This is a genomic window from Serratia sp. A07, assembly GCF_058725505.1.
The window spans coordinates 68,404-92,835 of sequence record NZ_JBZXDO010000005.1; the positions used below are offsets into that span (position 1 = coordinate 68,404).

Genomic DNA, 24,432 nt, shown 5'->3' on the forward strand with positions numbered 1-24,432 from the left:
GCTCATGTTATTAAGAGCGTTAGCGTCCTTGGGGCGCAGTGGCATCAACACCAGCGCCAGCTTCGGCCGCGCCGGGTTGATGCTGTTCAACGCGTTGATTGGCCGGCCGGAACCCGGCAAGCAGTGGCCGCTGTTGTTGAAACAGCTCTACAGCGTCGGCGTGCAGTCGCTGCTGATCATCATGGTCTCCGGGCTGTTCATCGGCATGGTGCTGGGCCTGCAGGGCTATATCGTGCTCACCACCTACAGCGCCGAGGCCAGCCTCGGCATGATGGTGGCGCTGTCGCTGCTGCGCGAACTGGGGCCGGTGGTGACGGCGCTGCTGTTCGCCGGCCGCGCCGGTTCCGCGCTCACGGCGGAAATCGGCCTGATGAAGGCGACGGAGCAGATCTCCAGCCTGGAAATGATGGCGGTCGATCCGCTGCGGCGCATCGTGGCGCCGCGCTTCTGGGCGGGGCTCATCAGCATGCCGCTGTTGACCATCATTTTCGTGGCGATCGGCATCTGGGGCGGCTCGGTGGTCGGCGTGGACTGGAAGGGCATCGACAGCGGCTTCTTCTGGTCGGCGATGCAGGGCGCCGTGGAGTGGAAAAAAGATCTGCTCAACTGCCTGATCAAAAGCGTGGTATTCGCCATTACCGTAACCTGGATTGCCATTTTCAACGGGTACGACGCCGTGCCTACCTCTGAAGGGATTAGCCGGGCGACGACGCGTACCGTGGTGCATTCGTCACTGGCGGTGTTGGGATTGGATTTCGTGCTGACAGCACTGATGTTTGGGAATTGATTCGATGCAAACGAAGAAGAGTGAAATCTGGGTTGGGGCATTTATGCTGATCGCGCTGTGCGCCATCGTGTTTATCTGCCTGCAGGTGGCGAACCTTAAATCGATCGGCAGCGAGCCGACCTACCGCATTTACGCGACGTTCGACAACATCGGCGGCCTGAAACCGCGTTCGCCGGTGAAGATCGGTGGCGTGGTGATCGGCCGCGTGGCGGACATAGAGCTCGATCCGAAAACCTACACGCCGCGCGTGGCGCTGGATATCCAGAAAAAGTACGACCAAATCCCGGATACCAGCTCGCTGGCGATCCGCACCTCCGGCCTGCTGGGCGAGCAATATCTGGCGCTTAACGTGGGCTTCGAAGATCCTGACATGGGCACCACCATTCTGAAAGATGGCGGCACCATCCAGGACACCAAGTCAGCCATGGTTCTGGAAGATCTGATCGGCCAGTTCCTGTATAAAAGCGGCGGTCAGGACAGCGCCAAATCGGGAGACGCGGCCGCTGAGCCGGCTGCCGGCGCCGCACCGCAACCCGCTGTTCCAAGTCATTAAGAGAGGATACCTGCATGTTTAAACGTTTACTGATGGTGGCTCTGCTGGTGGTTGCACCGCTGGCGAGCGCAGCCGACCAAACCAATCCTTACAGCATGATGCAAGACGCGGCGCAGAAGACCTTCAGCCGTTTGAAGAACGAACAGCCGAAGATCAAGCAGGACCCGAACTACCTGCGCTCCATCGTGCATCAGGAACTGATGCCGTTCGTGCAGGTGAAATACGCCGGCGCGCTGGTGCTGGGCCGTTACTACAAAGACGCGACGCCTGCGCAGCGCGAAGCCTACTTCACCGCCTTCCAGTCTTACCTGGAGCAGGCTTACGGCCAGGCGCTGGCGATGTACCACGGCCAGACTTACCAGATCGCGCCTGAACAGCCGCTGGGCAATGCCGACATCGTGGCCATTCGCGTCACCATCATCGACAACGGCGGCCGCCCGCCGGTGCGTCTGGATTTCCAATGGCGCAAGAACAGCAAAACCGGCTATTGGCAGGCGTATGACATGATCGCCGAAGGCGTCAGCATGATCACCACCAAGCAGAACGAGTGGGCGTCCACGCTGCGTACTCAGGGCATCGATGGCCTGACCAAACAGCTGCAGGCCGCCGCCGCGCAGCCTATTACGCTGGACAAGAAAAACTGATGTCGGCAGCGCTCAGCTTCGAATCACAGCAGCAGACGCTGATCCTGCGCGGTGAACTGGACCGGGAAACGCTGCAGCCGCTGTGGCGGCAGCGCGACGCGCTGATGGCGGATAAAACCGCGATCGACGTGGCGCAACTGGAGCGCGTGGACTCCGCCGGGCTGGCGCTGTTGCTGCATCTGCAGGAAGAGCAGCGCGAGCGCGGCGTAGCGCTAAAAATTTTCGGCGCCACCGAGCGCCTGAAAACGCTGATCGCGCTCTACAACCTGCAGGCGATAATGCCTGTCGATACCGCCGGTTAGCGGCGTTTTACGCCGCCCTTGCGTGGTAAAACGATACAAAGCCCCTGTTACGCAGGGGCTTTTTCTTTAGTTTAAGAAAACATCGTATTCCACTAAGATACTAGGCTGTTTATGATCCTTTAGCGGCAGAACTGGATACTATGGAAACCAACGAGATTAAAGACGTGCTGATGCAGGCATTGGCACTGGATGAAGTACATGTGACGGGCGACGGCAGCCATTTTCAGGCGATCGTGGTCGGTGAACTGTTCGCCGGTATGAGCCGCGTCAAAAAACAGCAGACGGTTTACGCACCGCTGATGGAATACATTGCGGACAACCGCATTCATGCCTTGTCTATCAAGGCGTACACCCCTGAAGAGTGGCAGCGAGACCGCAAACTCAACGGATTTTAAGGCTGTTTGCCCTGCCGGGCGGGCAGCTTCAGATTAGATAACAGAGAGTAGTCAGATGGATAAATTTCGTGTGCAGGGTCGGACTCGCCTGAGCGGTGAAGTGTCTATTTCCGGGGCCAAAAACGCCGCCCTGCCGATCCTGTTCGCCGCCCTGTTGGCGGAAGAGCCGGTCGAACTGCAGAATGTCCCTAAGCTGAAGGACATCGACACCACCATTAAACTACTCAACCAGCTGGGTACCAAGATTGAGCGCAACGGTTCGGTCTTCGTGGACGCCAGCGGTGTGAACGAGTTCTGTGCCCCTTACGATCTGGTGAAAACCATGCGCGCATCCATCTGGGCGCTGGGGCCACTGGTGGCGCGCTTTGGCCGCGGCCAGGTTTCCCTGCCGGGCGGCTGCGCGATCGGCGCGCGTCCGGTCGATCTGCACATCACCGGCCTGGAGCAGTTGGGTGCCGAGATCAAGCTGGAAGAAGGTTACGTCAAGGCGTCCGTCGAGGGCCGCCTGAAGGGCGCGCACATCGTCATGGACAAGGTGAGCGTGGGCGCGACCGTGACCATCATGAGCGCCGCGACCCTGGCGACCGGCACCACCGTTATCGAGAACGCCGCGCGTGAGCCGGAAATTGTCGATACCGCCAACTTCCTCAACACGCTGGGCGCGAAGATCAGCGGCGCCGGCAGTGACAAAATCACCATCGAGGGCGTCGAGCGTCTGGGCGGCGGCGTGTACCGCGTGCTGCCTGACCGCATCGAGACCGGCACCTTCCTGATCGCCGCCGCGGTTTCCGGCGGCAAAGTGATGTGCCGCAACACCCGTCCGGACACGCTGGATGCGGTGCTGGCCAAGCTGCGCGAAGCCGGTGCCGATATCGAAGTGGGTGAAGACTGGATCAGCCTGGACATGCACGGCAAACGCCCGAAAGCGGTCACCGTGCGCACCGCGCCGCACCCGGGCTTCCCGACCGACATGCAGGCCCAGTTCAGCCTGCTGAACCTGGTGGCGGAAGGCACCGGCGTCATCACCGAGACCATCTTCGAAAACCGCTTCATGCACGTGCCGGAACTGATCCGCATGGGCGCGCACGCGGAAATCGAGAGCAACACCGTGATCTGCCACGGCGTTGAGCAGCTGTCCGGCGCTCAGGTAATGGCGACCGATCTGCGCGCTTCCGCCAGCCTGGTGATCGCCGGCTGCATCGCCGACGGCGTGACCGTCGTCGATCGCATCTACCACATCGATCGCGGCTATGAGCGTATTGAAGACAAGCTGCGCGCGCTGGGTGCGAACATCGAGCGCGTGAAAGGCGAGTAAGTGATTAGCGCCGGCGCGGTTGCGTCGGCAGGATGAAAATCAAAGGGCCGGCTATCAATGCCGGCCCTTTTTTTAATTGCTGTCTTCCGGGAATTCACCCACCGTCATTTTCAACGTAATGCGTTTGCCGTCGCGCAGTACGATAACCGGTATCTCGGTGCCCGGCCTGATCTCCGCGACCTGATCCATGGTCTCCAGCACGGACACCGCCGGTTTGTTATCCACGTTGATGATGATGTCGTTGATCTGGAAACCGGCGCTGCTCGCCGGGCCGTTCGGCGTAATTTCGGTCACGATGATGCCCTGCAGGCGATCGATGCCGGAATTGGAGGAGCGCAGCGGAATGATCTCCTTACCCTGAATGCCGAAATAGCCACGGATCACGCGGCCGTCGCGGATCAGCTTGTCCATGATTTTGGTGGCCAGTTCGATCGGAATGGCGAAGCCGAGGCCCTCCGGCGTTTCGCCGTCGGTGATTTTGTCATAGGTCAGGGTGTTGATGCCGATCAGCTCGCCCAGCGAGTTGACCAGCGCGCCGCCGGAGTTGCCGCGGTTGATTGAAGCGTCGGTCTGTAGGAAAGTCTGTCGGCCGGTGGTGCTCATACTGATGCGCCCGGTGGCGCTGAGGATGCCCTGAGTGACGGTCTGCCCCAGGTTATACGGGTTGCCGATAGCCAGCACCACGTCGCCGACGTGGGCAACGCGGTTTTTGTTGGTCGGGATCACCGGCAGGTTGCCGGGATCGATCTTCAGCACCGCCAAATCGGTCAGGCCGTCGGAGCCGACCAGCAGCGCTTCGTAGCGGCGGCCGTCCTGCAACACCACGGTGATCTGCTGGGCGTCTTTGATCACGTGGCGGTTGGTGATGATATAGCCGCGTTCGTTCATGATCACGCCGGAACCGAGCGACAGCACGTTGGCGGCGCCGTTCAGGTTGCGGTTGTAGATGTTCACCACGGCGGGTGCGGCGCGGCGCACTGCCTTGTTGTAGCTCACCGGCGTTTCGTCGCTGGTATTCTCGGTTTTCTCTGCAAACAGGCCGTTGGAAGAGCGCAGCATGGGCAGGGCAGCCAACAACAGGCCGGCAACGATGAGACCGATAACGACAGAACGCAAGAGCTTAGCAAACATGGAGTTTTCGTGGTGTGGTGAACGATGTTCGGAGGATAGCATGAGTTAACCGGGCGCAGTATGTCACCGAGCCCGGTTTTTGCACAAATTAACGCAGCAGCAGATAAATGGTTTCGGTACCGCGCACGATATTGAGCGCCATCACCGGTGGTTTGGCTTCCAGCACCTTGCGCAGCGCGGTAATGCTGTCCACGCGCTGGCGGTTGACGCCGATGATCACGTCGCCTTTTTGCAGGCCGATTTGCGCCGCCGTCGAGCCTTTATCCACGTTCTCTACCTTCACGCCCTTGTCGCCGCTCGGCAGCGCACCGTTGCTGAGGGAAACGCCCTGCAGCGCCGGCGACAGGGTTTCGGCATTGGTCGAGGCGCTCTCGCTGTTGTCCAGCGTGACCGAGACTTCCTGCGGTTTGCCGTCGCGCAGCAGGCCCACTTTGAGGGTTTTGCCCGGCGCAGTGGTGCCGACCTTGGCGCGCAGCTCGGCGAAGCTGTTCACCGGCTTGCCGTCGACGGAAACCAGAATATCCCCGGCTTTGATGCCGGCCTTGGCGGCGGCGGATTTCGGCAGCACTTCGCTGACGAAGGCGCCGCGCTGCGCGTCGGTGTTGAAGGCTTTGGCCATGTCAGGGGTCATTTCGCTGCCCTTGATGCCGAGCAGGCCGCGTTTCACTTCGCCGAATTCGATCAGCTGCTGGCTCAGGTTCTGCGCCATATTGCTCGGAATGGCGAAACCGATACCGACGTTGCCGCCGCTCGGCGCCAGAATGGCGGTATTGATGCCGATCAGCTCGCCGTTCAGGTTAACCAACGCGCCGCCGGAGTTGCCGCGGTTGATCGAGGCGTCGGTCTGAATGAAGTTTTCCAGCCCTTCCAGATTCAGGCCGGAACGCCCCAGCGCCGAGATAATGCCGGAGGTAGCGGTTTGGCCCAGGCCGAATGGGTTGCCGACCGCCACGGCGAAGTCGCCGACGCGCAGCTGATCGGAATCGGCCATCTTGATGGCGGTCAGGTTTTTAGTGTCGCTGAGCTGCAGCAGGGCGATGTCGGATTGCTCATCGCGGCCGACCAGCTTGGCGTCCAGTTCGCGGCCGTCGTTCAACTGCACGCGGATTTTATCGGCGTTGTTGATGACGTGGTTGTTGGTCAGCACGTAGCCTTTGGCGGCGTCGATGATGACGCCGGAACCCAGCCCTTCAAACGGGCGGGAGCTCTGCTGTTGGCCGGGGAAATTGGGGCCGAAGAAGCGTCTGAACTCTTCCGGCAGCTGTTGACGCTGCACCTGGGTGCCTGCGACATGCACGCTCACTACGGCGGGCAAGACTTTTTCCAGCATCGGCGCCAGGCTCGGCAGCGGCTGCCCCTGAACGGCAACGGGCAGGGCCGCGTTGGCCACCGGTACGGCGCTGAACGCCAGGCCGAGGCTCATTGCCAATGCACTAAGAATTAAAGACTTTTTCTTCATTGATGATAACTCTCTCAATACCTGCCGATGAAAATTTGATGATAAGGCAATCACCTTGTCATAGTGAAGGGTAAGACCGTGAATTTGCGTGCAAAGTTCAGTAAAGGTAATGCGAAGGAAGGTCAATAAGGCACAAAGGGGGAATAAACCCGCGGGTGGCCCCGCGGGCGAAGAAGGAATATCAGTCGCGGCGTGCGCTTTGGCCGCGCAGCAGGCCGGAGGCCCCTTCAGAATAGTCGCGCGGCATTTCCACCGGCGCCTGATCGTTGTCCGCTTCCGCTTCGGTCAGGCGATAGCGGAACGGGTTCTCCTGCATCGGCAGATCCGGCAGCAGGTTGTTGGAGCTTTTCGCCATATGCTGATACAGCTGGCGATAATCGCGAGCCATGTTGTCCAGCAGCTCGGCGCTGCGGGCGAAGTGGCCGACCAGCTCCTGGCGGTACTCTTCCAGCTCGGTTTTGCTCTTGTCCAGCTCGTTCTGCAGGACTTGTTGTTGACGTAATTTACGGTTGCCAAAACGCATCGCCACCGCTCCAATCACGATACCGACGACCAAACCAATCAGCGCATACTCCCAGGTCATGATGACTCCTATTTTGACTTCGTTGTTCCGCAGGGATTTTTCACTTAATAATATCCACTATAACCGTTAACCTTGTCCGAGTGGAATCCTGATGCGCTTCCACCCAGTGTTTACAGGGTTTTCAACGGCGCCCGCAGCGGGCATTTGTGGCGATAACGGTGCGAATCGGCATCAACTTGCCGCTAACGTTGGCTAAATAATTTCTAAGCGTTCTTAGGGAACATCGAACAGATGCAGGCACTATCACCGTTATCTCGCTACCAGCAGGCGCTGGACGCGGGGGAATATCAGGCCGATGAGGTTCAACGCCGGGCCGTCGCTCAACTGGATCGCATTTATCAGGCTCTGTTGCAAAAGCCCGCGGCGAGCGCGCCTGCGGGCGGGCTGCGCGGCAAGCTCAGCCGTTTGTTGGGCAAGGGCGGCGAAACGGCGCCGCAGCGTCCGGTGCAGGGGCTGTATATGTGGGGCGGCGTCGGGCGCGGCAAAACCTGGCTGATGGACATGTTCTTCCACAGCCTGCCGGGCGATCGCAAAATGCGTCTGCACTTCCACCGCTTCATGCTGCGGGTGCATGAAGAGCTGACCGAACTGCAAGGGCGGGAAAACCCGCTGGAAATCGTCGCCGACGGCTTCAAGGCCGAAACCGACGTACTGTGCTTCGACGAATTCTTCGTGTCCGACATCACCGACGCCATGCTGCTGGCCACGCTGCTGCAGGCGCTGTTCGCCCGCGGCATCACGCTGGTGGCCACGTCGAACATCCCGCCGGACGATCTGTACCGCAACGGCCTGCAGCGGGCGCGTTTCCTGCCGGCCATCGATCTGATCAATGAGTACTGCGACGTGATGAACGTCGATGCCGGCATCGACTATCGTCTGCGCACCCTGACCCAGGCGCACCTCTACCTGACGCCGCTGAACGACCAGACGCGCGCGACCCTGGATCGGATGTTCGTCAAGCTGGCGGGCAAGGCGGGGGAGGACGCGCCGGTGCTGCAGATCAACCATCGGCCGCTGCAGGCGATCCGTTCGGTGGACGGCGTGCTGGCGGTGGATTTCCACACGCTGTGCGAAGAGGCGCGCAGCCAGCTGGACTACATTGCGCTGTCGCGGCTGTATCACAGCGTGATCCTGTATAATGTGCAGGTGATGGGGCCGCTGAAAGAGAATACCGCGCGCCGCTTCCTGGCGCTGGTGGACGAATTTTACGAGCGACACGTCAAGCTGGTGATCGGCGCCGAGGCGTCGATGTTCGAGATCTACCAGGGGGAGAGGCTGAAGTTCGAGTACCAGCGCTGCCTGTCGCGCCTGCAGGAAATGCAGAGCGAAGAGTACCTCAAGCTGCCGCATCTGCCCTGAGTCCGCCGGGCCTATCGCCGGTTGCCTGCCGCCGGCGATAAATTTATTTTCCATTCAAAAACCGTTCGATCTTTGTGAGCGACTTCTCTATAATCTTGCGACCCCACGTTACAACAAAGTTTTTTTTCCCAAAAACTTTATAGTGCCGGCAATGGCTATTCGAAGGGGTAGGTTTGCTGGACTTGTATGGTCGTGTGAGCCTCAACTGTTTTCGAGCGTTTGGGTGTTCACCAACGTGTAACTAATTATTGGGTAAGCTTTCTAATGAAAACTTTTACAGCTAAACCAGAAACCGTAAAACGCGACTGGTACGTTGTTGATGCAGATGGTAAAACTTTAGGCCGTCTCGCTACTGAACTGGCTCGTCGCCTGCGCGGCAAGCATAAAGCGGAATACACCCCGCACGTGGATACCGGTGATTACATCATCGTTCTGAACGCTGACAAAGTTGCTGTAACCGGCAACAAGCGTACAGACAAAGTGTACTACCACCACACCGGCCACATCGGTGGTATCAAGCAAGCGACCTTTGAAGAGATGATTGCCCGCCGTCCTGAGCGCGTGATTGAAATCGCGGTTAAAGGCATGCTGCCAAAGGGCCCGCTGGGTCGTGCTATGTTCCGTAAACTGAAAGTTTACGCGGGCACCGAGCACAATCACGCGGCACAGCAACCGCAAGTTCTGGACATTTAATCGGGATTAATGGCAATGGCTGAAAATCAATACTACGGCACTGGTCGCCGCAAAAGCTCCGCCGCTCGCGTCTTCATCAAGCCGGGCAACGGTAACATCGTTATCAACCAGCGCAGCCTGGAACAGTACTTCGGTCGCGAAACTGCCCGCATGGTAGTTCGTCAGCCGCTGGAGCTGGTCGACATGGTTGGCAAACTGGACCTGTACATCACCGTTAAAGGTGGTGGTATCTCCGGTCAAGCTGGCGCTATCCGTCACGGTATCACCCGTGCACTGATGGAGTACGATGAGACTCTGCGTTCTGAACTGCGTAAAGCTGGCTTCGTCACCCGTGACGCTCGTCAGGTTGAACGTAAGAAAGTCGGCCTGCGTAAAGCACGTCGTCGTCCGCAGTTCTCCAAGCGTTAATTTTCGCTGCTTCGGCAGTGCGATTTACGCAAAAAACCCGGTGCTTCACCGGGTTTTTTTATGCCTGAAATCCGCCGTCCCCGACTAAAATCTGTGGCAGATCAGACAATTCAACATGAATTCGCCGCACCGTCCCCACAAAACAAGCAAAATCTGGTAAACTATCACCCACTTTTGCGCCTGTTCGCCGTGCAGTTGACCTCCTGGGCCGGTTTTTCATGGGCTCGGGTCGCGCTGCGTGCTGCCGGCCTGCGGCAAGATTATTCAGGATAGCAGCCTGTCAGTTGGCTATTCGCAGTATTTTCTAGATAACTTGGAGGTTTTCATGGCTGTCGCTGCCAACAAACGCAAACGTTCGGTAATGACGCTGTTCTCTGGCCCGACCGACATTTTTAGCCATCAAGTACGTATCGTACTGGCGGAGAAAGGTGTCAGCGTCGAGATCGAGCAGGTCGAAATGGATAACCTGCCGCAAGATCTGATTGACCTCAACCCTTACCAGACGGTGCCTACGCTGGTCGATCGCGAACTGACCCTGTATGAATCCCGCATCATCATGGAATACCTGGATGAGCGTTTCCCACACCCGCCGCTGATGCCGGTTTACCCGGTTGCCCGTGGCGAGAGCCGTCTGATGATGCTGCGCATCGAGAAGAACTGGTACTCGCTGATGGACAAGATCGAGAAGAGCAGCGGTCAGGAAGCGGAGTCCGCCCGTCGCCAACTGCGCGAGGAGCTGCTGGCGATCGCACCGATCTTCGGCCAGGCGCCGTATTTCATGAGCGAAGAGTTCAGCCTGGTGGATTGCTATCTGGCGCCGCTGTTGTGGCGTCTGCCGCAGCTGGGCATTGAATTGAGCGGTGCCGGCTCCAAAGAGCTGAAAGGCTACATGACCCGCGTCTTCGAACGCGACGCTTTCCTGGCTTCCCTGACCGAAGCCGAGCGTGAAATGCGCCTGCAAACCCGGGGCTAAGCGCGATGGACATGTCTCAGATGACGCCGCGTCGCCCGTATCTGCTGCGGGCGTTCTATGACTGGCTGCTGGATAACCAGCTGACGCCGCACCTGGTGGTCGACGTGACTCGCCCGGACGTGCAGGTGCCGATGGAGTTCGCGCGTGACGGCCAGATCGTGCTGAATATCGCGCCGCGCGCGGTAGGCAACCTGGCGTTGGGCAATGAAGACGTGCAGTTCAACGCGCGCTTCGGCGGCGTGCCGCGTCAGGTTTCGGTGCCGATGGCCGCCGTGCTGGCGATCTATGCGCGTGAAAACGGCGCCGGCACGATGTTCGAACCGGAAGCCGCCTACGACGAGAGCGAAGGCGTGTTCGAAGGCCTGGACAATGAGACGATCCCTTCGGAAACCCTGATGTCGGTGATCGACGGCGATCGCCCGGATACCGCGGAAGACAACGGCCCGGACGACGAGCCGCCGCAGCCGCCGCGCGGTGGCCGCCCGGCGCTGCGCGTGGTGAAGTAATCCCTGCGCGAACAAACGAAAAAGCACCCTATGGGGTGCTTTTTTTTTGCCCGGCAGAAGCGGATCAGCCTTTCAAGGCGGCAATGCAGGCATCGCGCGGTGCGCTGAGATCGCCTACGCGCACGGTGGACAAGGCGCGGGTTGCGCGCTGGCGGAAACTGGTGATGGCGGTGTCGCCTTGCACTTCCGGCGGCGCGGTGCAAATGTCATTGAGCGGCAGATCGTTGCCTTTGTTGAGCGCCTGCAACACCGCCGCCGGATTGTAAATCAGGGCGGCGGAGAGCGCCGATTTGATGCCGGCGGTGAAGCCGGCATTGCCGCCGCCGGCCAGCTTGGGCGCCAGGGCAATCCAGCTGTCGTCCCCCAGCCGGATGCTGTTTTCCACGGCGCTGAACTGCCCGGCCTTGCCCAACTGTGCCACGACCGGCCGCGCGCCGCGCGCTTCGATATTGTAACCGACCTCCTGCGAATCCAGCGCCATGGCTGAAGCGCTGAAACTGACGGCCAGCACTGCGCCGGCCAACAGGGAAATGGAGCATTTCATGTTCGCTATCCTTATCTCGGTGTCAGGCGCAGCCGCGCCCCGCAATGGTGCTAACTCAATACTATAGCGCGTTGACGCGGTGAGGTGAGGGGAGGTTGTTACAAAGCGTGGCAGGCTAAAAACAGAGGCCCGACAATGTGCCGGGCCTCTGGCGGTACGGAAGGTTTACACTTCCAGGTAGTTCATGATGCCGTCTGCCGCCTTGCGGCCTTCGGCGATCGCCGTCACCACCAGGTCGGAACCGCGCACCGCGTCGCCGCCGGCGAAGATTTTCGGGTTGCTGGTCTGGAACGCGTTGTCGCTGCCTTCCGGCGCCAGGATGCGGCCCTGTTTATCGAGCTGCACGTCGTGCGCCGCCAGCCAGTCCATACGGTGTGGGCGGAAGCCGAATGCCATCACCACCGCGTCGGCGTCGATCACGTGTTCAGAACCCGGCACCTGCTCCGCCGCCTGACGGCCGTTGGCATCCGGTGCGCCCAGCTGGGTGCGTACCATCTTCACCCCGGCCACGTGGCCGGCGCTGTTCAGCTCGATGCTCAGCGGCTGCAGGTTAAACTGGAAATCTACCCCTTCTTCCCGGGCGTTCTTCACTTCGCGCTTGGAACCCGGCATGTTGACTTCGTCGCGGCGGTAGGCGCAGGTGACCTGCGTCGCGCCCTGGCGCACCGAGGTACGCACGCAGTCCATGGCGGTATCGCCGCCGCCCAGCACCACCACGCGCTTGCCTTCCATGCTGACGTAAGGCTCGTGCTGCTCGGTTTCATAGCCCATCAGCTGCTTGGTGTTGGCGATCAGGAACGGCAGCGCATCGTACACGCCCTGCGCTTCCTCGTTCTCCAGGCCACCGCGCATCGACTGATAGGTGCCGACGCCGAGGAATACCGCATCGTACTCGCTCAGCAAGGTCTCCATGCTGATGTCTTTGCCCACTTCGGTGTTCAGCTGGAACTCGATGCCCATCTCACTGAAGATGCTGCGGCGTTTGACCATCACTTCCTTTTCCAGCTTGAAGGCCGGGATGCCGAAGGTCAGCAGGCCGCCGATCTCCGGATGACGGTCATATACCACCGCCTTGACGCCGTTGCGGGTCAATACGTCGGCGCAGGCCAGCCCGGCAGGGCCGGCACCGACGATCGCCACGCGCTTGCCGGTCGGCTGCACGTGCGACATGTCCGGCTTCCAGCCCATTTCGATGGCCTTATCGCTGATGTAGCGTTCGATATTGCCGATGGTGACCGCACCGAACTCGTCGTTCAGGGTGCAGGAGCCTTCGCACAGGCGATCCTGCGGGCACACGCGGCCGCACACTTCCGGCAGGCTGTTGGTCTGATGCGCCAGGTCCGCCGCTTCCATGATGCGGCCTTCGTTGGCCAGCTTCAGCCAGTTCGGGATGTAGTTGTGCACCGGGCACTTCCACTCGCAATACGGGTTGCCGCAGGACAGACAGCGGTCCGCCTGGGCCTTGGCCTGGGTTTCCGAAAACGGTTCGTAGATCTCGACGAACTCGATTTTGCGGATCTTCAGCGGTTTCTTTGGCGGATCAACACGCTGCAGGTCGATAAATTGGTAAACGTTCTGGCTCATTAATGACCTACCTCTTACTGCGCCTGCACCCGCAGCTCGGCTGCGGAACGGCTACGGTGACCCAACAGCGCTTTGACATCGCTGGACTTCGGTTTGACCAGGGCGAACTTCGGTGCCCACTCCGGCCAGTTGGCCAGGATCTCTTCCGCGCGGGAAGAGCCGGTCGCCTGCACGTGTTCGGTGATCAGGCCGCGCAGGTGCTCCTCATGGATCGCCAGCTGATCGACATCCAGCACTTCCACCAGCTCCGGGTTCACGCGCTTGCGGAACTCGCCGTCTTCGTCCAGCACGTAGGCGAAACCGCCGGTCATGCCCGCACCGAAGTTGATGCCGGTTTTACCCAGCACGCAGACGATGCCGCCGGTCATGTATTCGCAGCCGTTGTCGCCGATGCCTTCCACCACGGTGATGGCGCCGGAGTTGCGCACCGCGAAGCGTTCGCCCGCGCGGCCGGCGGCGAACAGCTTGCCGCCGGTAGCGCCGTACAGGCAGGTGTTGCCGACGATGCTGGCTTCATGGCTGCGGAAGGCGGAGCCGATCGGCGGACGCACCGCGATGCTGCCGCCGGCCATGCCTTTGCCGACATAGTCGTTGGCGTCGCCGGTCAGGGTCAGCTCGACCCCGCCGGCGTTCCAGACGCCGAAGCTCTGCCCGGCGGTGCCGGAGAAGTGCGCCTTGATCGGATCGGCCGCCATGCCCTGATCGCCGTGCACGTCGGCGATAGCGCCGGACAGCATGGCGCCCACGGAGCGGTCGGTGTTGCGAATGTCGAAGTAGAAGGTTTTACCCTGCTTCGCTTCGATGTACGGTTGCGCCTGCGCCAGCAGTTCTTTGTTCAGCAGGCCCTTGTCGAACGCCGGGTTGCTGCTTTCGGTGCAGTACACCGCTTTACCCGGATGCGGCGTGGCGGTTTTCAGCAGCGGCGACAGATCCAGCTTGTTCTGCTTGGCAGAGATGCCGTCCAGCTCGGTCAGGAACTCGGTGCGGCCGATCAGATCCACCAGTTGGCTCACGCCCAGTTGCGCCATGATCTCGCGGGTTTCACGCGCGATAAACTGGAAGTAATTCGTCACGCGTTCCGGCAGGCCGTGGTAGTGATCGCGGCGCAGCTTGTCGTCCTGAGTCGCGACGCCGGTCGCGCAGTTGTTGAGGTGGCAGATGCGCAGGTATTTACAGCCCAGCGCCACCATCGGCCCGGTGCCGAAGCCGAAGCTTTCCGCGCCCAGGATCGCCGCCTTGACGATGTCCACGCCGGTTTTCAGGCCGCCGTCCACCTGCAGGCGGATCTTGTGGCGCAGGCCGTTGGCCACCAGTGCCTGCTGGGTTTCCACCAGGCCCAGCTCCCACGGACAGCCGGCGTATTTCACCGAGGACAGCGGGCTGGCGCCGGTGCCGCCGTCGTAACCGGCGATGGTGATGAGATCGGCATAGGCTTTCGCCACGCCGGTGGCGATGGTGCCGACGCCCGGTTCGGACACCAGTTTCACCGAAATCACCGCCTTCGGGTTGACCTGCTTCAGGTCGAAGATCAGCTGCGCCAGATCTTCGATCGAGTAGATGTCGTGGTGCGGCGGCGGGGAGATCAGGGTCACGCCCGGCACCGAGTAACGCAGTCTGGCGATGTACGGGGTGACTTTGTCGCCCGGCAGCTGGCCGCCTTCACCCGGCTTGGCGCCCTGCGCCACCTTAATCTGGATCACGTCGGCGTTCACCAGATAGGCCGGCGTTACGCCGAAGCGGCCGGAGGCCACCTGTTTGATGCGCGACACCTTGTTGGTGCGGTAGCGCGCCGGATCTTCGCCGCCTTCGCCGGAGTTGGAGAAGCCGCCGAGGCCGTTCATGGCGATCGCCAGCGACTCGTGCGCTTCCGGGCTCAGTGCGCCGATTGACATCGCCGCGGTGTCGAAGCGTTTGAACAGCGACTCCGCCGGTTCAACCTGATCGACCGGGATCGGTTCGCCTTTCGGCGTGATGGCCAGCAGATCGCGCAGCATGGCGACCGGCCGCTCGTTCACCAGCTTGGCGTAGGCCTGATAGTCACTGTATTCCCCGCTGTGCACCGCTTTTTGCAGCGAGTTCACCACGTCCGGGTTGTAGGCGTGGTATTCGCCGCCGTGCACGAACTTCAGCAGGCCGCCTTGCTCCAGCGGCTTGCGTTTCAGCCAGGCGCGCTTGGAAAGGTTCTGCAGATCCTGCTGGAAATCGCTGAAGCTGGCGCCGCCGATGCGGCTGACCACGCCCTGGAAGCACAGATCCGCCAGATCGCGGTGCAGGCCGACCGCTTCGAACAGCTTGGAGCAGCGGTAAGAGGCGATGGTCGAGATGCCCATTTTGGACATGATCTTGTACAGGCCTTTGTTGATGCCGTTGCGGTAGTTCAGCATCACGTCGCGGTATTTCTTGTCGATCGCCTGGCTGTCCACCAGCTTGGCCAGGGTTTCATAGGCCAGGTACGGGTAGATGGCGGTCGCGCCGAAGCCGAGCAGCACGGCGAAGTGGTGCGGATCGCGGGCGCTGGCGGTTTCAACGATCAGGTTGGCGTCGCAGCGCAGGCTTTTCTCAACCAGGCGGGTTTGCACGGCGCCCACCGCCATCGGAGCCGGTACCGGCAGGCGGCCGGGCGCGATGGCGCGGTCGGACAGCACCAACAGCACCGCACCTTCGCGTACCTTGCGTTCCGCTTCGTCGCACAGGGCGCGAATGGTCTGCTCCAGATCCTGCTGCTGCGGATCGAAGGTCAGATCGAGGGTCTCGGCGCGATAGTATTCGCCTTCCAGCGTGGTGAGCTGTTTGAAATCGGAGTACAGCAGGATCGGCGATTTGAAGCTCAGGCGGTGCGCCTGGCCTTCGGCTTCGCAGAACACGTTCATTTCACGGCCGATGCTGGTGGCCAGCGACATGACGTGCGCTTCGCGCAGCGGATCGATCGGCGGGTTGGTGACCTGCGCGAACTGCTGGCGGAAATAGTCGTAAACGATGCGCGGCCGGCTGGAGAGCACGGCGAACGGGGTATCGTCGCCCATCGAGCCGGTGGCTTCCTGGCCAATCTCGCCCAGCACGCGGATCACCTGATCCAGCTCTTCGCTGCTGTAGCCGAACTGTTTCTGGTAGGTTTCGAGCTGCGCGTCGTCGAGCTCGCGGCTGCCGACCTGATCGTCCGGCAGATCTTCGAACGGCACCAGACGTTTGACGTTTTTCTCCATCCACTCTTTATACGGATGACGGCTTTTCAGATCGTTGTCGGTTTCCGCCGAGTGCAGGATGCGGCCGCTGCGGGTGTCGATCACCATCAGCTCGCCGGGGCCGACGCGGCCTTTTTCCACCACTTCGTCCGGCTGGTAATCCCAGATGCCGACTTCGGAGGCGCAGGTGATCAGCTTGTCTTTGGTGATCACATAGCGCGCCGGGCGCAGGCCGTTGCGATCGAGGTTACAGGCGGCGTAGCGGCCGTCGGACATCACGATGCCGGCCGGGCCGTCCCACGGCTCCATGTGCATCGAGTTGAAGTCGAAGAAGGCGCGCAGATCGCCGTCCATGTCCGGGTTGTTCTGCCAGGCCGGCGGCACCAGCAAACGCATGGCGCGAATGAGATCCATCCCGCCCGCCAGCAGCAGCTCCAGCATGTTGTCCAGCGAGCTGGAATCGGAGCCGGTTTCGTTGACGAACGGCGCGGCGGCCTGCAGATCCGGGATCAGCGGCGTTTGGAATTTGTAGGTACGGGCACGCGCCCACTGGCGGTTGCCGGTGATGGTGTTGATTTCGCCGTTGTGCGCCAGGTAGCGGAACGGCTGCGCCAGCGGCCAGCGCGGCACGGTGTTGGTGGAGAAGCGCTGGTGGAACAGGCAAATGGCCGACTCCAGGCGCAGGTCCGCCAGATCGAGATAGAAGCGCGGCAGATCCGCAGGCATGCACAGGCCTTTATAGATCGTCACCAGGTTGGAGAAGCTGCAGACGTAGAAGCTGTTGTCCTGCACGCGTTTCTCGATGCGGCGGCGCGCCACGAACAGGCGGCGTTCCATATCGCGTGGGCGCCAGCCGGCCGGGGCGTTAACGAAGATTTGCTCGATGCGCGGCAGGGAGGAGAGGGCGATTTCACCCAGCACGTCCGGGTTGGTCGGCACTTCACGCCAGCCGACGATCGACAGCGTTTCGTTTTGCAGCTCTTCTTCCACGATGCGGCGGCTGAGGCGCGCTTCCTCTTCATTCTGGCTGAGGAACATCATGCCGACGGCGTAGTTCTTGGCCAAACGCCAGCCGCGCTCTTCCGCCACCATGCGGAAGAAGCGATCGGGTTTTTGCAGCAACAGGCCGCAGCCGTCGCCGGTCTTGCCGTCGGCCAGGATTGCGCCGCGGTGTTGCATGCGGGCCAGCGCGTGAATGGCGGTGCGAACCACCTTGTGGCTAGGTTCGCCTTCTATGTGGGCGATCAGGCCGAAACCACAGTTGTCCCTCTCTTGGGATTTATCGTACAACATATCAGTGAACCTCCCCAGGCTCTGCGTGACTCTCACAACCTACTGCGAGGGGGCTTCCCAATTTCAGGCAGAAGTCCAATCAGCAAGTTAACCCCGCCAATCTGCTTTTCCGCCCTCCATCAATGGCCTCTCGTGACGGTCTCACAAGTGGTATAGGACTTGTTTTAAGAGGGAGTCTTCAATTACTGCATAAATATGACGAGACGTTTGCCCGTCCAGAAAGCTTCCAGCGGACTTCCAACTTAGCGAGAAAGAATTCGCAGGTCAAATTTGGGCTTAAGATAGATTCTTATCGAATTGATGATGTTTATTTATTTGAAAAATAAGTATTTTAATGTGTTTTTGCACTATCGTGGGGCAACGCCGATCCCCACAGAAGTGTGAGCTGTCTCACTATAGTGCAACCCCTTAATCTCTGCACCATGCTAGTGCGGGGGTTAATAGCAGAATTTTATTCTATAAGATATTTCTTTGTTGATGTTTGTCACTGTTTTTCACCGCATTGTCATATTGCCGTTAACGGTTGCGCGACGATTAGAATAATTCATCAGAATTATAGTGAATTTATTTGCGTTTATGATGAATAGTTATGCCTGGTGGCGCCTTGCGGGGAAAGCGTTGATCTCTGTCATCGCGGGAAAAGCCGTTTCTTATTAGCATCGCGGCTTTGAACACAGAGAATCACCAAGATTATGCAGTTGCCGCAATTAGTCAATATGTTTGGCGCAGATCTCCAGCGCCGCTATGGCGAAAAGATCCATAAACTCACGCTGCACGGCGGATTCAGCTGCCCTAACCGCGACGGCACGTTGGGGCGCGGCGGCTGTACGTTTTGCAACGTCGCTTCGTTCGCCGATGAGGCGATGCAGCGGCAAAGTATCGCCGAACAGCTGGCGCAGCAGGCCGCGCGGGTCAACCGGGCGCGGCGCTATCTGGCCTATTTCCAGGCCTATACCAGCACCTATGCGGAGGTCGAACTGCTGGCGTCGATGTATCGGCAGGCATTGGCGCAGAGCGAGATGGTCGGCCTGTGCGTCGGCACCCGGCCGGACTGCGTGCCGCCCGCCGCATTGGATCTGCTGACGGGGTATCGCGAGGAGGGTTATGAAGTGTGGCTGGAGCTGGGGCTGCAGACGGCGCACGATAAAACGCTCAAACGCATCAACCGCGGCCATGATTTCCGCTGCTATCAGCAGACCGCGCAACGGGCCCGGCAGCGCGGGCTGAAGGTGTGCTGCCATCTGATCGTCGGGCTGCCGGGAGAAACCCAGCGCGATCATCTGCTCACGCTGCAGCGGGTGGTGGAGACCGGCGTGGATGGCATTAAGCTGCATCCGCTGCACGTCGTCACTGGCAGTACCCTGGCGCGGGCGTGGCATGCCGGGCGTTTGCCAGAACTGGCGCTGGAGGACTATGCCGCCAGCGCCGGGGAGATGATCCGCCACACGCCTGGCGAGGTGGTGTATCACCGCCTGTCCGCCAGCGCCCGTCGGCCCACGCTGCTGGCGCCGCTGTGGTGCGAAAACCGCTGGAGCGGCATGCAGGCGGTGGGCGCTTATCTGCAGCAATACGGCGGGCAGGGCAGCGCGCTGGATGCCGCCCTGCGTTATTCACCGACGTTATAACTGCAGGTTGGTGCGTACCTCCGCGCGGGCGCGCTGCAAATCGGCCTGTAGCTGCGGGTTCGCCAACAGCCGTGCGGCGAGCGCCGTCGCCGCCAGCTTACCGCCTTCCAGATCGCTCGGATAGTGCACGCCGGCAATCACCCGGCTTTGGGCATTGCTTGCCGCCCGTTCAAACAGCGCACTGCGTTTTTCCGGCACCATCTGCGCCAGCAGGATCGCCGTCAGGTAGCTGTCCATCGCGTGCCCGCTGGGGTAGGAATCGCCTTCCGGCGGCGGCAGCAGCGGTTTCACGCGGCGGTCGGCCTCATAGGGGCGCTGGCGACCATAGAAAGCTTTGGCGGGCATCAGGCTTTGTTCAAAGTCTTGATAGACCCGGCGGAACAGGGCGGCGGTGAGCGGATGGCGATCGACGGTGAACGTCGGGCCGAAGATATCGCGAGCGAAGGGGAAGGCGGCGTCTTCTAGGTGATCATCCTGCTTGGCCTTGGCGACTTGTTCCGCCGTACGGCCAGCCTGTATGGTCAGTACCGCCTGCAGATCCGCCCGATTCTGCGGCGTATCCGTTGAAGGCGGCGGCGGTAACAGCGTAGCGATTTGTTGTTGCTCCTCATTCAGATAGCCGGTCACGGTAGTGGTGGCCTTCAGGGGCAAAATAACGGTCAGAGACAGGACGAACAGGGTAGTGCGATAGATGGTTAACATGGTCAATCCTCACATCAGGGAAATGAGGAAGCCTGCCGGGCTGGCCACAACGCGGCTGCAGGTGAAAGTAAACCGCGGGATAACATCCTTTCCCTTACTTCAAGCCTCAAGGCTTCGCTATCCGTGTCTGCGAAAGCATGCGTCATGCACGGTGCATCATTAATATATTAACGGAAGGGTATTCTCAAGCGGCCGCGGTGTGGGGTGTGTCACATAAAAAGTCTTTTAGTTACAATTGATTAATCCCTAAGTATGAGCGGAACGATCAACGTGGTTTTTCATGGTTTCGGCGGCAATGAACCGCCCGTTGCACGCCAGACGCCGCTATTTTCCGTTAGCAGGACTTGACTCTCAGACACAGCGGAAAAATTTACGGTATGATTCAAAAGATTGTGTCTGATGGGAGCCGCTATGAAGCAAATCCGGGTGTTGGCCCAGTACTACGTCGATTTAATGGTGAAACTGGGGTTGGTGCGCTTCTCGCTGCTGCTGGCCTCGGCGCTGGTGGTGCTGGCGATGGTGGTGCAGATGGCGGTGACCATGTTGCTGCGCGGCGAAGTGGAAAGCATCGACGTGGTGCGTTCGATCTTCTTCGGCCTGTTGATCACCCCGTGGGCGGTCTACTTCCTCTCGGTGGTGGTGGAGCAGCTGGAGGAGTCGCGCCAGCGGCTGGCGCGGCTGGTGGACAAGCTGGAAGAGATGCGCCACCGCGATCTGGAGCTCAATCAGCAGCTTAAGGACAATATCAGCCAGCTGAACCAGGAGATCGCCGACCGCATCAAGGCGGAAGAAGAGCGCCTGCAGGTGATGGACAAGCTGACGGAAGAGATGGAACAGCGTGAACTGGCGCAGATTGAGCTGGGCCAGCAATCGGCGCTGCTGCGTTCCTTCCTCGATGCCTCGCCGGATCTGGTCTACTACCGCAACGAAGACAAAGAATTTTCCGGCTGCAACCGCGCGATGGAGCTGCTGACCGGCAAGAGCGAGAAGCAGCTGATCGGCCTGACGCCGTTCGACGTCTACGGCCAGGAGATCGCCGAAAAGGTCATTGAGACCGACGAGAAGGTGTTCCGCCACAACGTCTCGCTGACCTACGAACAGTGGCTGGTGTATCCCGATGGCCGCAAGGCCTGTTTCGAGCTGCGCAAGGTCCCGTTTTATGACCGGGTGGGCAAACGCCACGGGCTGATGGGCTTCGGCCGCGATATTACCGAGCGTAAGCGCTACCAGGACGCGCTGGAGAACGCCAGCAGGGAGAAGACCACCTTTATCTCCACGATCAGCCACGAGCTGCGTACGCCGCTTAACGGCATCGTTGGCCTGAGCCGTATCCTGCTCGATACCGAGCTGAACGACGAGCAGCTGAAATACCTGAAGACCATTCACGTCAGCGCCATCACCCTCGGCAATATCTTCAACGACATTATCGAAATGGATAAGCTCGAGCGGCGCAAGGTGCAGCTCGACAACCAGCCGGTGGACTTCACCGGCTTCCTGGCGGATCTGGAGAACCTCTCCGGCCTGTTGGCGCAGCCGAAAGGGCTGCAGTTCATCATGGAGCCGCAGACGCCGCTGCCGCAGCAGATCGTGACCGACGGTACGCGCCTGCGGCAGATTTTGTGGAACCTGATCGGCAACGCGGTGAAATTCACCCAGCAGGGGCAAATCGTGGTGCGCGTGCGGCGCGAGGCGCAGGAGAAGCTGGTGTTCGAGGTGGAAGACTCGGGCATGGGCATCCCGCAGGACGAGCAGGACAAGATCTTCGCCATGTATTACCAGGTGAAAGATCAGCGCGGCGGCCGCCCGGCCACCGGCACCGGCATCGGGCTGGCGGTCTCCAAGCGACTGGCGCAGAGCATGGGCGGCGACATCACCGTGCGCAGCGAACAGGGGCACGGTTCTTGCTTCACTCTGACCATCCAGGCGCCGGCGGTGCAGGAAGCCGCCAGCGCGGCGCCGGAGGAAGAGGGACTGCCGTTGCCGGCGCTGCACATCCTGCTGGTGGAGGATATCGAGCTGAACGTGATCGTGGCGCGCTCGGTGCTGGAGAAACTGGGCAACAGCGTCGAGGTGGCGATGAACGGCCACGACGCGCTGGCGATGTTCGATCCGGACGAGTTCGATCTGGTGCTGCTGGACATCCAGCTGCCGGACATGACCGGGCTGGATATCGCCCGGGTGCTGCGCGAACGCTACGCCGGGCAGGCGCTGCCGCCGCTGGTGGCCCTGACCGCTAACGTGCTGAAAGACAAAAAAGAGTACCTCGAGGCGGGCATGGACGATGTGCTGAGCAAGCCGCTGTCGGTGCCGGCGTTGACCCAGGTCATCAAACACTATTGGGATCATCAACCTTCTCACACTTCAAAGAAAACGGAGCACAAGGCGATGCAGATTAATGAGTCGTTACTCGATACCGCGATGCTGGAGCAGTACATGGACCTGGTTGGCCCGCAGCTGATCCACCAAAGCCTGGAGATGTTCGAACAGATGATGCCGGGCTACCTGGCGGTGCTGGACTCCAACATGACGGCGCGCGATCAGAAAGGCATCACCGAAGAAGGGCACAAGATCAAAGGCGCCGCCGGTTCGGTCGGTCTGCGTCACCTGCAGCAGCTGGCGCAACAGATTCAAACGCCGACGCTGCCGGCCTGGTGGGATAACGTGCAGGATTGGGTGGATGAGTTGAAACAAGAGTGGCGCAACGACGTGCAGGTACTGCGGGCTTGGGTTGAGAACGCTGAAAAAAAATGACCCCGACCTAAGCCGGGGTGCGCGAATATTGCGCCAACACCAGGGAAATTGTGAACCTGCGTATTGGTTTCAGTGTTCTGGTCGAGCAGGTTGTAGCGAATTCCTAAACATCATACAGCCAACAACATAGCAAATGTAAGCGCTCTTGTTAGAAGATTCATTAAAATGTGTGATGTAGATTAGTGTTTGTCAACTCCGAGCACGAACCAGTTGACAGCAGCGACAGGAGTAAGAGTGATGAAAAAGGTGGGTGTCGTCCTCAGCGGCAGCGGTGTTTATGACGGTACGGAGATCCATGAAGCGGTGCTGACGCTGCTGGCGTTGGACCGTGCCGGCGCGCAGGCGGTGTGCTTTGCGCCCGATAAACCACAATGCCATGTTATTAATCACTTATCAGGTGAGGAGATGGCGGAGTCGCGCAATGTTCTGATTGAGTCGGCGCGCATTGCCCGCGGCGCGGTGCAGCCGCTGGCGCTGGCGGAGGCCGCGCAGCTGGATGCGCTGATCGTGCCCGGCGGCTTCGGCGCCGCCAAGAACCTCAGCAATTTCGCCGAAGCCGGCGCGGAATGTTGGGTCGATGAGGATTTGGCGCGTCTGACGCGCGTGATGCATAAGGCCGGCAAACCAATTGGCCTGATGTGCATCGCGCCGGCGCTGTTGCCGAAACTGCTGGATCAACAAGCGCGGCTGACCATTGGCAACGATCCGGACCTGGGAGAAGTGATTGACGCCATGGGCGGCGAGCCGGTGATTTGTCCGGTAGACGATATCGTGGTGGACAGCGAACACAAAGTCGTGACCACGCCGGCCTATATGCTGGCGCCGTCGATCGCGCAGGCGGCCCTCGGTATCGATAAGCTGGTGGCGCGGGTACTGGAAATGGCTGAATGAGAAAATCGCTCGGCGGATGGCGGCGACTGCGCCCGTGGTATTGGCTGAAGCGCGGGGTCATCGCGATTCTCGGCCTGTGGGTGTTGGGCATTGTGGCCTTTGCCTTCCTGCCGGTGCCGTTTTCCGCCGTGATGGTGGAGCGGCAAGTCAGCGCCTGGCTGAGCGGCGACTTTGGCTACGTCGCCCATTCGGATTGGGTGTCGATGGACGACATCTCGCCGCAGATGGCGCTGGCGGTGATGGCGGCGGAGGATCAGAAGTTTCCAGACCATTGGGGCTTCGACGTGGCGGCCATTGAAAAGGCGCTCAGCCACAACGAGAAGCGCCCGACGCGCATCCGCGGCGCGTCCACGCTGTCGCAGCAAACCGCCAAGAACCTGTTTCTGTGGGATGGCCGCAGCTGGCTACGCAAAGGGCTGGAGGCCGGATTGACGTCGGGCATCGAGCTGGTGTGGACCAAGCGGCGCATTCTGACGGTGTATCTGAACATCGTCGAGTTCGGCGACGGGGTGTTTGGCGTTGAAGAGGCTTCACAACGCTTTTTCCATAAGCCGGCCAAACGGCTAAGCGCGGCGGAAGCGGCGCTGTTGGCGGCGGTATTGCCGAATCCGCATCGCTTCAGGGCCGATGCGCCTTCCGGCTATGTGATACAGCGACAGCAGTGGATCATGCGCCAGATGCGGCAGCTGGGCGGGGAAGCGTTTTTAAGCGAGAACAAGCTGGATTAAACGGGCGGGAGCAGCACGGTGCCG

22 protein-coding genes are annotated in these 24,432 nt (G+C 60.4%); 15 read left to right on the forward strand and 7 right to left on the reverse strand.

The features are described from left to right. Window positions 1–4 precede the first annotated feature (4 nt). The 6 genes from mlaE to murA all read left to right on the forward strand — a co-directional run bounded on the left by mlaE (window position 5) and on the right by murA (window position 3,996). Window positions 5–787, forward strand: a complete 783-nt coding sequence (gene mlaE / locus AC4PR2_RS07365) for a lipid asymmetry maintenance ABC transporter permease subunit MlaE (RefSeq protein WP_004937059.1) — start codon at window positions 5–7, stop codon at window positions 785–787. A 4-nt stretch (window positions 788–791) separates the two neighbouring features. Further along, on the forward strand, window positions 792–1,340 hold the full coding sequence (mlaD, locus tag AC4PR2_RS07370; RefSeq protein WP_197658530.1) for an outer membrane lipid asymmetry maintenance protein MlaD: 549 nt from the start codon (window positions 792–794) through the stop codon (window positions 1,338–1,340). 14 nt (window positions 1,341–1,354) lie between these two features. Next, window positions 1,355–1,984 (forward strand): phospholipid-binding protein MlaC, encoded by a 630-nt coding sequence (gene mlaC, locus AC4PR2_RS07375; RefSeq protein ID WP_142110563.1) that lies wholly within the window; start codon window positions 1,355–1,357, stop codon window positions 1,982–1,984. Then, window positions 1,984–2,286: a lipid asymmetry maintenance protein MlaB gene (mlaB, locus tag AC4PR2_RS07380; protein WP_060424671.1), complete on the forward strand. Its 303-nt coding sequence runs from the start codon at window positions 1,984–1,986 to the stop codon at window positions 2,284–2,286. The genes mlaC and mlaB overlap by 1 nt, the downstream gene beginning before the upstream one ends. Window positions 2,287–2,426: 140 nt before the next feature. Continuing rightward, window positions 2,427–2,681: a BolA family iron metabolism protein IbaG gene (gene ibaG / locus AC4PR2_RS07385; RefSeq protein WP_004937066.1), complete on the forward strand. Its 255-nt coding sequence runs from the start codon at window positions 2,427–2,429 to the stop codon at window positions 2,679–2,681. A 55-nt stretch (window positions 2,682–2,736) separates the two neighbouring features. Beyond that, window positions 2,737–3,996, forward strand: a complete 1,260-nt coding sequence (gene murA / locus AC4PR2_RS07390; RefSeq protein WP_004937068.1) for a UDP-N-acetylglucosamine 1-carboxyvinyltransferase — start codon at window positions 2,737–2,739, stop codon at window positions 3,994–3,996. A 72-nt stretch (window positions 3,997–4,068) separates the two neighbouring features. Here the strand turns inward: murA and degS are convergent, their stop codons facing one another. From degS to zapG, 3 genes are all read right to left on the reverse strand, one after another. Beyond that, window positions 4,069–5,127: an outer membrane-stress sensor serine endopeptidase DegS gene (gene degS / locus AC4PR2_RS07395; protein ID WP_019453130.1), complete on the reverse strand. Its 1,059-nt coding sequence runs from the start codon at window positions 5,125–5,127 to the stop codon at window positions 4,069–4,071. A gap of 88 nt (window positions 5,128–5,215) precedes the next feature. Beyond that, window positions 5,216–6,586 carry a serine endoprotease DegQ gene (degQ, locus tag AC4PR2_RS07400; protein ID WP_443014499.1) on the reverse strand — a complete coding sequence of 457 codons (1,371 nt, stop codon included), beginning with the start codon at window positions 6,584–6,586 and terminating at the stop codon, window positions 5,216–5,218. Window positions 6,587–6,767: 181 nt separating this feature from the next. Continuing rightward, the gene (gene zapG / locus AC4PR2_RS07405) at window positions 6,768–7,169 is read right to left on the reverse strand and encodes a Z-ring associated protein ZapG (protein WP_004937074.1); all 402 of its coding nucleotides are present in this window, start codon (window positions 7,167–7,169) and stop codon (window positions 6,768–6,770) included. A 231-nt stretch (window positions 7,170–7,400) separates the two neighbouring features. Here zapG and zapE point away from each other — a divergent pair, with 231 nt between their 5' ends. The 5 genes from zapE to sspB all read left to right on the forward strand — a co-directional run bounded on the left by zapE (window position 7,401) and on the right by sspB (window position 11,108). Beyond that, window positions 7,401–8,528: a cell division protein ZapE gene (zapE, locus tag AC4PR2_RS07410; protein WP_060424675.1), complete on the forward strand. Its 1,128-nt coding sequence runs from the start codon at window positions 7,401–7,403 to the stop codon at window positions 8,526–8,528. Between the two features lie 264 nt (window positions 8,529–8,792). Further along, a complete protein-coding gene (gene rplM / locus AC4PR2_RS07415) occupies window positions 8,793–9,221 on the forward strand; it encodes a 50S ribosomal protein L13 (protein ID WP_004937079.1) in 429 nt (142 codons plus the stop codon). Window positions 9,222–9,236: 15 nt separating this feature from the next. After that, window positions 9,237–9,629, forward strand: coding sequence for a 30S ribosomal protein S9 (rpsI, locus tag AC4PR2_RS07420; protein WP_004937080.1), 393 nt, complete (start codon window positions 9,237–9,239; stop codon window positions 9,627–9,629). A 325-nt stretch (window positions 9,630–9,954) separates the two neighbouring features. Beyond that, complete coding sequence (gene sspA, locus AC4PR2_RS07425; RefSeq protein ID WP_492174964.1) at window positions 9,955–10,602, forward strand: stringent starvation protein SspA; 648 nt, start codon at window positions 9,955–9,957, stop codon at window positions 10,600–10,602. Window positions 10,603–10,607: 5 nt separating this feature from the next. Next, window positions 10,608–11,108 carry a ClpXP protease specificity-enhancing factor gene (gene sspB / locus AC4PR2_RS07430; protein ID WP_004937084.1) on the forward strand — a complete coding sequence of 167 codons (501 nt, stop codon included), beginning with the start codon at window positions 10,608–10,610 and terminating at the stop codon, window positions 11,106–11,108. Window positions 11,109–11,172: 64 nt separating this feature from the next. Here the strand turns inward: sspB and AC4PR2_RS07435 are convergent, their stop codons facing one another. The 3 genes from AC4PR2_RS07435 to gltB all read right to left on the reverse strand — a co-directional run bounded on the left by AC4PR2_RS07435 (window position 11,173) and on the right by gltB (window position 17,711). Then, the gene (locus tag AC4PR2_RS07435; RefSeq protein ID WP_084827503.1) at window positions 11,173–11,652 is read right to left on the reverse strand and encodes a hypothetical protein; all 480 of its coding nucleotides are present in this window, start codon (window positions 11,650–11,652) and stop codon (window positions 11,173–11,175) included. A gap of 165 nt (window positions 11,653–11,817) precedes the next feature. Continuing rightward, window positions 11,818–13,236 carry a glutamate synthase small subunit gene (locus AC4PR2_RS07440; RefSeq protein ID WP_346420601.1) on the reverse strand — a complete coding sequence of 473 codons (1,419 nt, stop codon included), beginning with the start codon at window positions 13,234–13,236 and terminating at the stop codon, window positions 11,818–11,820. A gap of 14 nt (window positions 13,237–13,250) precedes the next feature. Further along, on the reverse strand, window positions 13,251–17,711 hold the full coding sequence (gltB, locus tag AC4PR2_RS07445; RefSeq protein ID WP_084827504.1) for a glutamate synthase large subunit: 4,461 nt from the start codon (window positions 17,709–17,711) through the stop codon (window positions 13,251–13,253). Between the two features lie 692 nt (window positions 17,712–18,403). On the opposite strand from gltB, the gene mnmL reads away from it, so the two are divergent. Next, window positions 18,404–19,336: a tRNA modification radical SAM protein MnmL/YtqA gene (mnmL, locus tag AC4PR2_RS07450; RefSeq protein ID WP_342169579.1), complete on the forward strand. Its 933-nt coding sequence runs from the start codon at window positions 18,404–18,406 to the stop codon at window positions 19,334–19,336. Here the strand turns inward: mnmL and AC4PR2_RS07455 are convergent. After that, entirely contained in the window at window positions 19,331–20,038 is a 708-nt protein-coding gene (locus tag AC4PR2_RS07455; protein WP_330113088.1) for an acid phosphatase, read from the reverse strand. The two genes, mnmL and AC4PR2_RS07455, sit on opposite strands and share 6 nt — an antisense overlap. Window positions 20,039–20,449: 411 nt before the next feature. Here AC4PR2_RS07455 and arcB point away from each other — a divergent pair, with 411 nt between their 5' ends. The 3 genes from arcB to mtgA all read left to right on the forward strand — a co-directional run bounded on the left by arcB (window position 20,450) and on the right by mtgA (window position 24,408). Then, window positions 20,450–22,789: an aerobic respiration two-component sensor histidine kinase ArcB gene (gene arcB, locus AC4PR2_RS07460; RefSeq protein ID WP_147840361.1), complete on the forward strand. Its 2,340-nt coding sequence runs from the start codon at window positions 20,450–20,452 to the stop codon at window positions 22,787–22,789. A 237-nt stretch (window positions 22,790–23,026) separates the two neighbouring features. Beyond that, complete coding sequence (gene elbB, locus AC4PR2_RS07465; protein WP_492174966.1) at window positions 23,027–23,680, forward strand: isoprenoid biosynthesis glyoxalase ElbB; 654 nt, start codon at window positions 23,027–23,029, stop codon at window positions 23,678–23,680. Continuing rightward, window positions 23,677–24,408, forward strand: a complete 732-nt coding sequence (mtgA, locus tag AC4PR2_RS07470; RefSeq protein WP_049198512.1) for a monofunctional biosynthetic peptidoglycan transglycosylase — start codon at window positions 23,677–23,679, stop codon at window positions 24,406–24,408. Before elbB ends, mtgA begins: the two co-directional genes overlap by 4 nt. Window positions 24,409–24,432: the final 24 nt, after the last annotated feature.